This is a genomic window from Chryseobacterium oryctis (assembly GCF_025971925.1).
Lineage (GTDB): Bacteria > Bacteroidota > Bacteroidia > Flavobacteriales > Weeksellaceae > Chryseobacterium > Chryseobacterium oryctis.
Genome location: NZ_JAPDHV010000002.1, coordinates 79,929 through 94,611, shown reverse-complemented (window position 1 = coordinate 94,611; position 14,683 = coordinate 79,929). Strand labels below are relative to the sequence as shown.

Here is a 14,683-nt window from a genome sequence, read left to right as displayed (position 1 = left end):
CATGAAAAATTATATATCTGTTATTATATTACTTGTAAGTATTTGTAATGCAAAAGCTCAATTATCACAAAACGAAAGTAAAAGTTATGTAGGAAATATTAACGAAATGTTTGCTGCAGCTCCGACCGCAAATAATTTAATGAAATTCGAAGAAGTTCCTGTAAGTTACTATACAGGTGTGCCGGATATTAATATTCCAATATTTAATATTCCGACCAGTAATAAGGATGTTGCAGTAAATGTACAGCTTAAATATCACACGCTAAACGCTAAACCCGAAGATAGATCAGGAGAAACAGGATTAGGATGGAGCTTAATTGCTGGTGGGAGCATTATCAGAACTGTTAGAGGTGGAGGTCCAGATGAGAAGAACAGGACGATAGCTTTTTCTACTCCCCCTAAATCGAAGTTTGGAATTTATAACCATATACAGAATCCAACTTATAAAATCATTAATAATGATAATTCATTTAACTTTAGCGATTACACTTTTTATGCCGGGCTAGGAAGATATGATACTGAATATGACCTATATCAATACAATTTTGCGGGTCATTCTGGAAGGTTTTTTGTTGTTAAAAACACTGATGGAAGCTATTCAGTTGAAAAATTGGACAAGAATAACCTAAAGATCACTTGTGGAACAATTGATAATTATGGTGCAATATTATCTTTTACGATCACAGACGATAAAGGAATTAAATATGTATTTGATGGTAAGGAAAGATCTCAGAAAGACATAACTACGGTGAAAGTGGGGTTAATAAACGGAAGTGGTGATTTAAGTCCAAGTATGGAAATAGGTGATTATTTTACATCTTTCCATTTGGTGCAAATTAATGATCAAAATAATACAAATTTAGTTCAGTTTAATTACGATCTCTCTTCAATAGTAAAATACAAAGATACGCCCACAACTACCCGAAGACTGGCAAGGAATGTAAGTTATGTTAACAACTCACATTGGGATACAGGGCAAACGCAAGATCCTGACGGTAGCTTGCCAGGCTCGCTTGAAAGTCAAACTGTCTATACGACTTCCCAGACGAAGTTGCTTACCAGTATTATTGTTAATGGTAAAGCAACGATATATCTTAATTATGAACAGGGAAGGCAAGATTCAAATTATCTGGAGCCGCAAAACCTTTTTAAATTAAAATCCGTTCAATCAAATTTATTAGGGCAAAGCCTAAGTCAGTATGTTGAGAAATTTACTTTTGATTATGATTATTCAAATGTTAATTTTAAGACGTTTACAGGATTCGAAGAGCTGAAAAAATTATTACTTAAAAAAGTTATTAAAATTAGTTCTAATAATGGTAATTCTGAATATAATCTGGATTATTATCAAAACTCCTCTGTTTTAGATAAAGATGACTGGGGATATTACAAAATAGCAGAGGGTCTAAGTTTAACGCCTTTAATAACAACCGACGTTCTTAAATCAATTACCTATCCTACCAAAGGAAAAGTTGAGTTTATTTTCGAAGAGAATGAGTACAGCTACCTTCCTAATGAAAATGTTGTCATGGAACCTCTTACAGGAGAGTGGGTTGATGTAGAAAATACTTTCCAATCATGGGAACTTAATACATTCAATGACATGAATAAAATTGAGTTCTTTACAATACAAAGTCCACAAAAGGTTACTTTGCATCTTGATTTGATTAATTTGATTTATAGCAATTGGAATTTTAAGATATATAAAAAAAATCTAGATAATACATTTTCTGCTCCAGTAGATCAATTTGGAATGAGTTGGCAGTCATGTATTAGTACAGGTGGTCCAGCTTGCCCAAATCAAAATTTAGGAATCGACGGTTCTCCAATCACTGAAATAGATCGCATAACTACATCGGTCTTAGATCCTGGTACTTATTATATATCACTAAGTGGAAGTCATGGAATGACAACAAAGCCAATTTCATATTATCTTACAGCTCATACAAAAGATAGAGTTTTTAACAGTTTTATTGTTAAGAATGGTGGAGGAATTCGGATTGCTGAAATCAAATATTTTGATATTAATAATTCCCTTACGCCAGCAAAAAATCTTAATTATAGTTATCATAATATAGAGAATCCTCAAAGAAGCAGTGGTGCTTTAGTTTTTCCTAAACCAATTTTTAAATTAACAGAAGGATATTCATTTCAAAATAAAATTTCTAGTCCATCTATAAGGTATAGTGCAGAGTTTGACATAACAACCGATTACAATATTCTACCTGTACAAAAAACACAAGGTGGTGATGTTGGATATAAGTATGTTACTGTAGAACAAGTAGACAGTAACAACAATAAAAAAGGAAGAACTGAATATAAGTTCAGATCACCAATTGACTATCCGAATGAAGGAACTGTTTTCATATCACTTCAACCTATTCCTATTCCCAATCAGGATTATCTACGAGGTCAGCTTATATCTGAAAAAAAATTTGATGATTCTAATAATATTCTTGAAGAAACTATTAATGATTATGCTAGTACATCATACGAAAAAACTGATGGAGTAAAGCTAAAAGATGTTTATGCTAATAATATGATTGCTGAAGCTTTTTCATATGCAGGATGTCCAGATCTTCAAAATCATGGTGGAAATTGTAACTTGGCAAGTCCTTATAAAACTTTTGAAAAGTTCGGAATTACCTTGCCTAGTCAAAAAATTGAAACATTCTATTTTTACAAGAATGGTGTTCAAAGCTCTGTATCTGCAACAACCAATACATTGTACAATAGCTTGGATTATCCAACATCGGTAACGCAGCTCTTTTCGGATGGTAATTCCAATGTAGCATCCTATAAATACGCACACGAGAAAGGCAACCAGAAACTAATCAACGCTCATATGATAGGTATACCTTTAGAAACAGAGGTTAAGAAGAATTCAAAAACCATTTCAAAGGTAGAAACTAGATATGATAATCCGTTGAATTTATTCCCAAGTTCTGTAAAATCCTACGATTTACAAAACAACGAATCCACGGAAGTCACTTACGATAGATACGACAACAAAGGAAATCTGGAACAATACACGACAAAAGACGGAATTCCGGTGGCTATTGTTTGGGGTTATAATCAAACCCAGCCCATTGCAAAAATAGAAGGCGCAACGTATGCACAGGTATCCGGCTTAATTTCATCAATCGTTTCTGCTTCCGATGCAGATGCTTTAGCGGGAGCAAATAATGATGAGACTGCACTTTTAAACGCTTTAAAGACATTTAAAGATAATTTACCAAATGCCCAAGTCACGACTTATACTTATGATCCGTTAATCGGAGTTAGAAGCATCACTCCACCATCGGGAATCAGGGAAGTTTATTTGTATGATTCAGCCAACCGATTAAAAGAAGTGAGAGAAAACAATCAGACAGGCAGAATCATCAAAGAATATCAATACAACTACAAAAACTAACACAAATCATGAAAAAGATATTAATTCCGCTGGGAGCCTTACTGTTTTCAGGAATGGCAGAAGCTCAGCTGAGCCCTACAGAAAATTATGTTTATTCGAAAACGTATTTAGATTATAACGGAACGACTCCCACTAAAACCTCAGAAACGGTTCAGTATTTTGATGGTTTGGGCAGGCCAAAACAGGTAGTGAATGTAAAAGCTTCACCCACGGGAAAAGATGTGGTAACGCATATAGAATACGACCAATTCGGGAGACAGGTGAAAGATTATTTACCCATCCCTCAATCAGGAACGCTGAATGGTGCGATTGTTCCAAATCCTTTGGGAAATGCTTCTTCAGTTTACGGAGGAGAGAAGATTTTTGCCGAAAAAGTCTTGGAAAATTCTCCGTTAGACAGAATCCAGCAACAGATTCAGGTGGGAAACGACTGGACGAATAAACCCGTAAAGTTCGATTATGACGCCAATATTACGGAAGATTATGTAAGAAAATATGAAACCTCCACAACATGGGTTGAAGGCAGAACGGAAACTTCTGTTCAGTTACTCCAATATTTTTCACCTAACCAATTGTATAAAAATACGGTAACGGACGAAGACGGAAACAAGACGATTGAATTTAAAAACGGAAAAGGTCAGGTTCTGTTGGTGAGAAAAGTATTAAATTCTACAGAAAATGCCGATACTTATTATGTTTACAATGAATATGACCAGTTGGCTTTTGTGATTCCCCCATTAGCTTCGGCTCCTAGTGTAGAAGCTTCTACTGTTGAAAATTTGTATTATCAATACCGCTATGACGGCAAAAACCGTTTGGTAGAGAAGAAACTTCCCGGGAAAGGCTGGGAATATATGGTGTATGATAAAGCTGATAGACTGATTTTAACGCAGGATGCAAATCTTGAAGTACAGGGAAAATGGCTGATGACCAAATATGATACGTTTGGAAGAGTGGTCTATACCTCAATCATTTCGGGAGGAAGTAGAACGAATATGCAATCTCAGGCAGGAAATTTAGTTATTGTAGAGAGTAGACATAATTCTGGGTTTACTCAAGATGGAATGCAGGTGCAGTACACCAATAATTATTTTAGTTCTCTTGAAAAAATATTGACAGTTAATTACTACGACACCTACCCATCATACGGCTTCAATCCCACGTTTCCGACAACAATTCAGGGGCAGACTGTGTTGACGGAGAGTGTTGATGCACAAGGTTTAAGTACTAAAAGTCTCCCTGTGATGAGTTTGGTGAAAAACATCGAAGATGATAACTGGACGAAGAATTATTCCTATTACGACACCAAAGGAAGAGTGATAGGCACGCATTCCATCAATCATTTGGGAGGTTACACCAAAACGGAATCCCAGCTTGATTTTTCAGGTTTGGCAAAGCAGACCAAAACCTACCACAAAAGACTGAATACCGATACGGAAAGAATCATTACAGAGACTTTTAGCTATGATAATCAGAATAGATTATTGGTTCATAAACATCAGGTTGACAGTAATCCTGAAGAGATTTTGGCTCAAAATGAATACAATGAACTTTCTCAGCTAAAAAACAAAAAAGTGGGAGGAACAAACACTGCTTCTCCCCTCCAAAGCATCGATTATCAATACAACATCCGAGGTTGGATGACCAAAATTAATGACCCTTCAAACCTGAACGGAAAACTTTTCGGATATGAAATGAGGTATAATAATCCTGTAAGCGGACTGTATCCAGGAAAATTCAACGGAAATATTTCCGAAATAGACTGGAAAGCAGCCACAGACGGACAACGAAGAAGATATAATTATTTATATGATTCTCTCAACCGATTGCAACATGCGATATATTTAAAACCTGATGCATCTGTGGTAGTGACGAGTGCTTATAACGAATGGGTGCAATACGACCTGAATGGAAACATTACCCGACTAGATCGTTATGGAGGTATAGATGGAAACGGACCGATACAGATAGATCAATTATATTATACTTATTCAGGTAACAGATTGAACTCTGTGACGGATGCTTCACAGAATTATCAGGGATATCCAGATACATCAGGAATTACAATTCCGTATGATAGTAACGGAAATATGATTTCTCACGAAGATAAAGGTATTTTGCAGATTGATTATAATCATCTGAATCTTCCGAAGTATATTAAGTTTAATGATTATATAGATAGAAAAGGGGGGAAACAATATGTAAACACAACTTATAATTACAGAGCAGACGGAACAAAAATTACGAAAAATTACACTTACAGAGACTGGATAATTGTCAATTCATTAAGAACAAAGACAATAGAATATCTTGAAGGTTTTCAATATGAGTCTAGCTCGGGAGGGAGTGGGTCATTTTCGGCAATGTTACAATTCGTACCAACTTCCGAAGGGTATTTTGATTTTGTAAAAAATAAGTATATTTACAATTATGTAGATCATTTAGGAAATGTAAGATTAAGTTACCTAAACAATGGCAACGGCGCAGAAGTTCTTGAAGAAAACAATTATTATCCATTCGGGTTAAAACATGAAGGATATAATGCATTGGCAGGGAACTCGAGCTATCAGCATAAATACAACGGAAAGGAGCTTCAGGAGACAGGAATGTATGATTATGGCGCAAGATTTTATATGCCTGACTTGGGAAGATGGGGTGTTGTAGATCCGTTGGCGGAGAAATATCGTAGACATTCTACATATACTTATGCTGTAAATAACCCAATTAGGTTTATTGATCCGGATGGAAGGCAGGTGATGGATCCTATTTATGGTAAAGCTGGTACGTTTAGTAATAGACTTAAGTTAATCGGAGACGATGGTAAAAATACGGGAGCTGCTTATATTGTAACAGGAAGTGTAAGAAAGAATGTAGAAGCAGCAACTAAAAAAGGGGAAACTTATAAAGGTGATTTGTCTGAAAGTAGTAATGTAGTACGTATTCCTACAGGAAATAGACTTGGTGCTGTCGTGCAATCTGTTGAAGAAACAAGAAAATCTGGTCGTGAAAATGGCGGATTTGCTTACAAAGGAGACGAAAAAGTTATACGAAGTGATCAAGGACCTGCAGCAAAACAAAAAATGGAAAATGGAAAGGTTGTTACAGAGGCTTCTATGAATCCTTTTAGAGTTGGGAGACAGAATGTTAGGCCAGATAATCTTTCAAATTTAGAAATATTGTGGCACACTCATCCTAATGTAACTTTAAATGAATTATCGCAGTTACCTGTAGATTTAGGTTTTTCTACTCCCTCTGATGCGGATAAATCATTTCAAAGAGGTCTCCAAGAGGATGGATATACTGGCAATAGTTTTGTTATAGGTACTAAGACTAATGATGTAACATACTATAATAGTAGAAGTACTATTGTTACTGTAAATTATAATGATTTAGTAGTGGCTGGGGTAGCAACAACGGTAAACTATGTAATGTCTTTAATTAAGTAATGAGTAAAATCTTATGAAAAAATTATTATTAATATTTTGTACAATAGTGTTTTCTTTGAGTTATAGCCAAAAAAAAGAAAGTCAGCGATTTTCTACCAATAAGAGGTTGTTAAATAAAATGCTTAAAAAAAATGGAAATGTATTTGAATTGATTGCTCCAGGAGGAAATGTATCATATATTTGGACATATTCATCAAATATGATAACTATATACTCCTTAATTCAAGGCAAAAAAAAATCTCTAAACTCATATCCTCTTAACGATTCTAATTTAGAATGGTTAATACAAAAAGATTTTAAACAATATAGATTACCTGATTGTCAAGTTGTGGATGGAAGATTGTTAATAATTAATATTATTAATAAAGAAGAGAGTAATAAATTGATAGAAAAAGAATACTCCATTGATATTGAATGTTTAAAGGAAACGGAATTTAATTCTATATTCTACAAAAAACTATCTAATGATATGAAAACCTATAAAATCGGGTAATGTATCAAATTTAGTGATGACAATATTTTAAGTCCTTAACTTATTGAAACCCAGTTAAAATTCAAGTTGAATAATTAAAACCAAAAGCAGGTTATTCCTGCTTTTGGTTATTTTAGCGGAAAAAACATCCTTAAATGATTGAGAATCATTCCAGATACATCAGGAATTACAATTCCGTATGATAGTAACGGAAATATGATTTCTCACGAAGATAAAGGTATTTTGCAGATTGATTATAATCATCTGAATTTACCACAGTTCATAATGTTTGATCAGCAATACTACACAAGAGGGGTTTGGCAAAATGTAAATCTTACTTACTATTACGGAGCAGATGGAACTAAGCGAAGAAAGGAATACAGATATAGTGAAAATTCTATTTACATAAAGAAAACTATTGACTATTTGGACGGATTTCAGTATGAAGCCTTAACGAATGGCATATTTACCATGCAATTCGTGCCAACTTCTGAAGGCTATTTTGATTTTGTAAAAAATAAGTATATTTACAATTATGTAGACCATTTAGGAAATGTAAGATTAAGTTACCTAAACAATGGCAACGGCGCAGAAGTTCTTGAAGAAAACAATTATTATCCATTCGGGTTAAAACATGAAGGATACAATGCATTGGCAGGGAACTCGAGCTATCAGCATAAATACAACGGAAAGGAGCTTCAGGAGACAGGAATGTATGATTATGGTGCAAGATTTTATATGCCGGATATTGGAAGATGGGGAGTTGTAGATCCGCTGACGGAAAAGATGAGAAGATGGTCGCCCTATAATTATGCGTTTAATAATCCTATAAGATTTATTGATCCGGATGGTAGAGCTCCTTTCGGAGACTTTTTTGGAACCTCAGGTAAATATTTAGGAAGTGATGGAATTAATGATGGAAAAATATATATAAGTCAAGGAGGTAAAAAGGATTTTTTAACAGCTGCTAGACAAGAAATTTCTGGAGGTTTAGCTTCTTTAAGTGCAATTTCAACGGCTCTAAAAATGACCAACTCTCCTTCTAACCATTCAATTAGTCCCGATTCACAAGGAGGACTTCATGAAGTTAGAGCAGATATTGATTTAACGGCAGGTAGAAGTACGTTTACAACAGGAGGAAAGGTGTCTATTAGTAATGGTGTTGCAGGAGGAGAAGTAAATGGTTTTGATTTTGTAACACAACAAGGTATAAAAAATAATATAACATCAGATATTGTATTACATACTCATCCTACAAAAACAATAGTAGAAAGCGCGGGCAAAGAAGGACAATTTACTACTTATACTTTTACTGCTACAGAGCCTTCTGGTGCTGATAGGAGTGATTTTACGAGAAGAGATACGAGTATTATAGCTGGTAATATTGAAAGAAAGACGGTGCAGATAAATTCTGATGGGACTTTTACTAATCCTAATAACAGACAAGGTGCGGTTTTTTATGATAGAAATGGAAATCAAACAATGACAATAGAATCCTCAACAGTTAATAAAATATTATCTAGTTATGAAAATGCACAAATTAAACCTTAAGTTATTGATATTTATTTTGTCTGTAATTACATCTTTCTTTGTGTATGGTCAGAATAAAAATAATATTAACTTAATAATAATGATAAATGATGAAATTATTACGAATTCTTTAAGTTTAACATTCAGTCAAAATATGTCTAAAGAAGAATATAAAGTTAATTATTATCCAGGAATAGAAATTGCTAATAATGACATTTTTAAAGAAAATAGTGTGCTGAATTTTAATTATCAAGGATTTGATAACAATCAAAATATTAAGACATATAATTATAGTATTCCACTTAATAAAGGTTTGTTTTCTGACACGAACTATTTAATAATTAAGATTTCTAATTTAGATGTGAAAAAATATAAAAAAATGTATTGTAAATCTAAAGATGATTATGTTGTAGAGTTTAAAAATAGAAGATATTATCAAGATATTGCACGATGTAAATAATAACCCCCGCTGGGTCATGTTCCAAAGTTAGTGATGGTGATATTCCAAAACATTAACTAACTGAAAATCAAATAAAATTCCAAATTAAATAATCAAAACCAAAGGCAGGTAATCCCTGCCTTTGGTTATTTTATGAGAAAATAGGATGCCTAAATAACTGAATATCATTATTAGTGTTTCAAATTTAGTGATGGTGGTTTTAAGTTCAATGTTGGTGGTTGCGGATTCAATATCCCGCTACGCAAAGTCTCCCGACTTTGAATGAATAAAAATAAGAGGCTGTCTCACTTTTGAGACAGCCTCGTTGTAATTCAAATTGAACGTTTTTAAAAAGAAACTTCATTTACTTCTTTTCCTCGTTGGAAATTCATTGTTTTCTGACTTCCTTTGTAAGCTATATTAACCAAGTTAATTTGCTTAGGAAAAGCACTTAGAAGTATCGTATTTTTTATTTTTAAGGTACTGATATCCGAAACACCGCTTGTTTCAAAATATACCCAAACCGTTTCTCCGCTTACCTGACTTCCCGTAAAGGTCATCGTTTTCGGTGAGCCGTTGACATACACATCGAAGTTATTATTTACGTATTTCTTCACTTCAGCTTCAAATCCTGCAGTATTAGGGTTTATTTTAATGGCATCTGAAATATGACTTGTGTTCATTTTTGTAGTAAACTTCAACGTCTTACTTCCATCAATATAATCTACTTTGGTCATTGAAGAGAAAAAGTCTACATACATAAAACTCATTAACATAAAAAGTGTTAAAAATCCTGATATATAGAAAAGTTTTTTCATCTTAATTAATAAATTTACAATCATGCTTTGTTATTTATAAGTCACAAATAATATGCCAATTAGAAGTTTACATTCACAGAATATTTATCATAAAAAGCCTTAATGTGTGCTACCGCCTCATCTGCGGTGTCAACAATTCTGTATAATTCAAGATCGTTCTCAGAAATCATTCCCTCTTTTAACAGAGTTGTCTTAAACCAATCCAATAATCCACCCCAAAATTCAGAGCCGACCAATACGATTGGGAATCTTCCGATTTTGTTAGTCTGAATCAAGGTTAAAGCTTCCGTAAACTCATCTAAAGTTCCAAAACCTCCGGGCATTACAATAAAACCTTGAGAATATTTCACAAACATTACCTTTCTGACAAAAAAGTAATCAAAATTCATGGAATAGGCTTTGTTGATATACGGATTGAAATGTTGCTCAAACGGTAAATCAATATTTAAACCGATTGATCTGCTTTGAGTGTTGAAAGCTCCTTTATTTCCTGCTTCCATAATTCCGGGACCTCCACCGGTAATAATTCCGAAACCTATTTTAGTGATTTTTTCTGCAATTTCTACAGCCATTTCGTAGTATTTGCTTTCGGGTTTCAGTCTTGCAGAACCGAATATTGAAACGCAGGGACCGCTTTCCACCATCTTTTCATAGCCATTTACAAACTCGGCCATTACTTTGAAAACCATCCAGCTATCTTTGGTAATGGTTTCGTCCCAGTTTTTTTGTCTTAAACTGTTTTGTAGTTTTGTTTCATTGACATCAACTTCAGGATTTACTGAACTTTCATTTATCGTTCCTTCGATTTCCATTGCAAAATTTATTTAAAATATTTTTCAGCCTCTATTACAGATTCTGGTCTTCCTACATCTATTAAGATACTTTTATGCAAAAAACCGTGAATATGTTCGGTTTGCATAAGGTCTAGATACTCTTCCATGACAGAGAATTTTCCCGTTCTTTTTATTTTATTAAAAATCATCGGGTTTATACAATGTACACCACTGAAAGCTAATGCTTTGAATCCTTTGTTGAATTCGGCAAGTCTTTGTTCTCCGGTTTGTACATTGAGCCAGCCTCTTAAAACCATTTCATCGTTGAATAATAGTTTTCTGGAGCTTTCCCTGTCCGAAACGGCTAAAGTAGCAAAATCTTTTATCTTTTTATGGTATTCTACCAGTGCATTGATATTAATCTCCGTTAAAATATCGGCATTCATAATCAGGAAGTCTTCTCCGTGATCCAGAAATTTTCTTGCAAAAATCAAACCACCTCCGGTTTCAAGGAGTTCATTGGTTTCGTCAGAGATTTCGATATTGCAGTCGAAATTGTTATTTTTCTTTAGAAATTCAACAATCTGATTTCCGAAATGGTGAATATTGATCACAAAATCTTTTATTCCGAAACTTTTCAGATATTTTATGTTTCTTTCCAAAAGCGGAACTCCGTTTACAACGGCTAACGCCTTCGGATGATGATCCGTAAAAGGTTTCAGTCTAGTTCCTTTTCCTGCTGCGAAAATAAGAGCCTTCATATATTTATAATAAGTGAAAAAATGATAATTAAATGAAAAAATTAATTATTATTTACATTTAATTGAGGTTGCTCGTCGTGATGAATACTGATTTTTGTTCCTTCAGGATATTTTTCCTTAATGAATTCGGCAATCTTTATGGCAGAATACACAGACCTGTGTTGCCCTCCAGTACAGCCAAAGTTGATTTGCAGGTTTTCAAAACCTCTCTCTAAATAGTTGTTGATATTAATAGAAACAATACTTTTTACAAGTTCTAAAAACTTCGGCATTTCGGTTTTTGTTTCAAGATATTCCTGAACGCCAATGTCATTTCCTGTTTGGCTTTTATATTCTTCAATTCTTCCGGGATTCAAAATTCCTCTGCAATCGAAAGCAAATCCGCCGCCATTTCCTGATTCATCGTTAGGAATTCCTCCTTTTTTATATGAAAAGCTGTGTATATCTATGTGTAGCATATTATTTATTCGTTTTGTAGTTATTATTTAATTAAAATTTTACCATTAAGATATTAAGAAAATTAAGGTGCTATTCTGATAAGAGATTAAAGTATTCGTTTACCAAAGGCTTCATAGATTTTGTTATATTTTCTGTGAAAAAATTGATTAATAATCCCTGTGGTTTTTCTAGAATTTTCATGTAAGTCAATAATTGTGCTTGGTGTACGGGCAAGAGTTCATTCACTGTTTTTAACTCTTCAACAACTAAATCATTGACCAATAAATCAACACGAAGATTGGTTTCCAACAATAAAGTATCATAAATTACCGGCGCGCAAATCTGTTGTTTTACATTGTAACCATTGCGTTCTAATTCAAATTTTAAACATTCTTCATAAATGCTTTCCAATAAACCTGGACCAAGATTTTTGTGAACTTTTATTGCAAAGCCCGTAATTTCATATGATAATTGTGTAACATATTTTCTTGTGTACATAATATTCTTAATTTTGCTGAAAGAGCTTAATAATCTTAATGCCTTAATGTTTATTTAGTTATCTATTTTAAAGTCTCTTTAATTTTCAAATTAGTATTCTCTAAACTTAATTGTTGAATAACCTTTTTAAGTTCGGGATAATCTTTCATATTTTCCCAATTTTGAGCAAATTGAGTAATATTTTCAATTCCTTTTTCAATGCTTGAAATGAAGTGTTGTTTTCTCTGAATAAGCCCTCTAAATCCATAAGCGCCTAAAACCTGTAAAAATCTCATCAATTGAATCGGCTTAACCGAGTTTTTTAGTTGAAGTTTTATCTGTTCGTTTTCAAACTGATTAATGTAAAAATTTAGCATCTCATTTTTGAAATCTTCCGGAAAATTTGCTTTTGCCTGAAATAAAAATGAAATGACATCATACATCAAAGGTCCTTCCATTGCAGATTGATAATCAATGAAAGAAACTTGGTTTTCATCATTTACCATGATGTTTCTTGCCTGAAAATCACGAATCATGATGCCTTTTGGTTCAAGGTTTTCGATAAGGTGTACTATTTTTTTGAATTCTTTTAATAGGGTAGACTTGTGATATTCAAGTTCAAGAACATCAGCCACGAAATTTTTGAAATAATATAAATCGTGCATTACAGGAAGCTCGTCATATTTTTCATATTCAAAAGTCTTTGAGAAATCTATTTTATGCTGAGTCTCAATCTGTAGTTTAAATAGTTTTTCTAAAGTTTGTTTAACTAAAGACTTTATATTCTCAGAGAGACCTTCATTTGAAATAATTTCAGAAAGAGTATTTTCTCCTAAAAATTCTTGAATATATATTTTTTTATCGTCAGAAATTTTGAAAATAGTAGGAGTGTTTAGCTGCAATGCTGAGAAAATTTCGGAATAATAAACAAAACTTTCGTTCTCAGGTATATTTTCGTTGTAAGTAATAATATACTTTTGGTTTTCGGTTTTAGCCAAAAAATTTACTCTCGCAGAACCGCTTTGAGCTAATGTTATAAATTCAGATGATTTTTTACCTGTATAATTTTCAAAAAATCTTTGTGCGTATTCAGAAATCATAGTAGAAAACAAATATAGTAATTTACGGGCTAATTTCTATCTTTGTATTATGCTAAAGGATTTTAAGCCTGTTTTAGGAATTTTATTACGTTTCATTGTTATTTATCTGGTGTTGCTTTTTGGCTACCAGTTTTATCTGAATTCATTCAAAGAAACGGGGCTGGATCCTTACTCAAGAATTATTGGAGAACAGGTGTGTTTTATTCAAAATTCTATGCGTTATCCTACTCAATTGTATGATGATGTGAAGAGTGAACAGGTTTGGTTTTATGTGAAAAATGATTATGCAACAAGAATGGTGGAAGGTTGTAACGCGATTTCGGTAATGATCTTGTTTTTGGCTTTCATTTTTGCTTTTTATAAAGGAACTAAAACTTTTGTTTTTGCCTTTTTAGGAATTCTGGTACTTTATATTATGAATTTGCTAAGAATTACAGGCTTAAATATTGTAATGACCGACTATAAAGACTATGGTAAAATTGCTCATGATTATGTTTTTCCTGCAGTTATTTACGGGACAGTTGTATTACTTTGGTTAGTTTGGATTAAATTTTTTGCTTTAAAAAATGAAGATTCTTAATTGGTTTTTGGTTATAATCGGACTTTTTGGACTTATAAGTGTCAGAATGCTTGAAGACAAAATTTTTTATGATCCTTTCTTGAATTATTTTCATGAGGCAAATAAAGAAATTGCTTTTCCTGTTTTTGAATGGGGGAAATTAATAATTGGTCACCTTTTCAGGTTTATTTTAAATTTATTTTTCTCTTGCCTTGTCATTCATTTTATATTTAAAAATAAACAATGGACGGTTCAGGGAGCTATATTAATCACGATAATTTTTTTAATAACCTTTCCTATTTATCTTTATTGCGTATATGATAAGTTTGAAATTGGCTATTTACTTTCTTTTTATATGAGAAGATTTGTGATTCAGCCTTTAATTTTACTTTTGATTATTCCTATGTTCTATTACAGACAACAAGTTGAAAAAAGAGGAAAGAATTAGCCTTAAA

The 14,683-nt window shown here is 33.0% G+C and carries 12 protein-coding genes and 1 pseudogene; 7 read left to right on the top strand and 6 right to left on the bottom strand.

The annotated features are described in order from the left end of the window. Position 1 precedes the first annotated feature (1 nt). The 5 genes and pseudogenes from OH806_RS04160 (at position 2) to OH806_RS04140 (ending at position 9,323) form a co-directional block, all read left to right on the top strand. Positions 2–3,415, top strand: a complete 3,414-nt coding sequence (locus tag OH806_RS04160) for a hypothetical protein (RefSeq protein WP_264742412.1) — start codon at positions 2–4, stop codon at positions 3,413–3,415. An 8-nt stretch (positions 3,416–3,423) separates the two neighbouring features. After that, positions 3,424–6,861, top strand: a complete 3,438-nt coding sequence (locus tag OH806_RS04155; RefSeq protein ID WP_264742411.1) for an RHS repeat-associated core domain-containing protein — start codon at positions 3,424–3,426, stop codon at positions 6,859–6,861. A 13-nt stretch (positions 6,862–6,874) separates the two neighbouring features. After that, positions 6,875–7,354, top strand: coding sequence for a hypothetical protein (locus tag OH806_RS04150; protein ID WP_264742410.1), 480 nt, complete (start codon positions 6,875–6,877; stop codon positions 7,352–7,354). Positions 7,355–7,516: 162 nt separating this feature from the next. After that, positions 7,517–8,185 (top strand): annotated as a pseudogene (locus OH806_RS16640) (RHS repeat domain-containing protein); the annotation flags it as partial. Between the two features lie 832 nt (positions 8,186–9,017). Beyond that, positions 9,018–9,323 carry a hypothetical protein gene (locus tag OH806_RS04140; RefSeq protein WP_264742409.1) on the top strand — a complete coding sequence of 102 codons (306 nt, stop codon included), beginning with the start codon at positions 9,018–9,020 and terminating at the stop codon, positions 9,321–9,323. Positions 9,324–9,649: 326 nt separating this feature from the next. On the opposite strand, the gene OH806_RS04135 is transcribed toward OH806_RS04140, so the two are convergent. The 6 genes from OH806_RS04135 to OH806_RS04110 form a co-directional block, all read right to left on the bottom strand. Continuing rightward, positions 9,650–10,120, bottom strand: coding sequence for a DUF6702 family protein (locus tag OH806_RS04135; protein ID WP_264742408.1), 471 nt, complete (start codon positions 10,118–10,120; stop codon positions 9,650–9,652). Between the two features lie 59 nt (positions 10,121–10,179). Then, positions 10,180–10,932 (bottom strand): LOG family protein, encoded by a 753-nt coding sequence (locus OH806_RS04130; RefSeq protein WP_264742407.1) that lies wholly within the window; start codon positions 10,930–10,932, stop codon positions 10,180–10,182. Positions 10,933–10,940: 8 nt separating this feature from the next. Then, entirely contained in the window at positions 10,941–11,654 is a 714-nt protein-coding gene (locus tag OH806_RS04125) for a nucleotidyltransferase family protein (protein ID WP_264742406.1), read from the bottom strand. 41 nt (positions 11,655–11,695) lie between these two features. Then, a complete protein-coding gene (locus tag OH806_RS04120) occupies positions 11,696–12,112 on the bottom strand; it encodes a RapZ C-terminal domain-containing protein (protein ID WP_264742405.1) in 417 nt (138 codons plus the stop codon). A 70-nt stretch (positions 12,113–12,182) separates the two neighbouring features. Continuing rightward, positions 12,183–12,590: a GxxExxY protein gene (locus tag OH806_RS04115; RefSeq protein WP_264742404.1), complete on the bottom strand. Its 408-nt coding sequence runs from the start codon at positions 12,588–12,590 to the stop codon at positions 12,183–12,185. Between the two features lie 62 nt (positions 12,591–12,652). Continuing rightward, positions 12,653–13,669 (bottom strand): aminoglycoside phosphotransferase family protein, encoded by a 1,017-nt coding sequence (locus OH806_RS04110; RefSeq protein ID WP_264742403.1) that lies wholly within the window; start codon positions 13,667–13,669, stop codon positions 12,653–12,655. Between the two features lie 49 nt (positions 13,670–13,718). Here OH806_RS04110 and xrtF point away from each other — a divergent pair, with 49 nt between their 5' ends. Both xrtF and OH806_RS04100 read left to right on the top strand, forming a co-directional pair. Further along, positions 13,719–14,249, top strand: a complete 531-nt coding sequence (gene xrtF, locus OH806_RS04105; protein ID WP_264742402.1) for an exosortase family protein XrtF — start codon at positions 13,719–13,721, stop codon at positions 14,247–14,249. Next, entirely contained in the window at positions 14,236–14,676 is a 441-nt protein-coding gene (locus OH806_RS04100) for an exosortase F system-associated membrane protein (protein WP_264742401.1), read from the top strand. The genes xrtF and OH806_RS04100 overlap by 14 nt, the downstream gene beginning before the upstream one ends. Positions 14,677–14,683 lie beyond the last annotated feature (7 nt).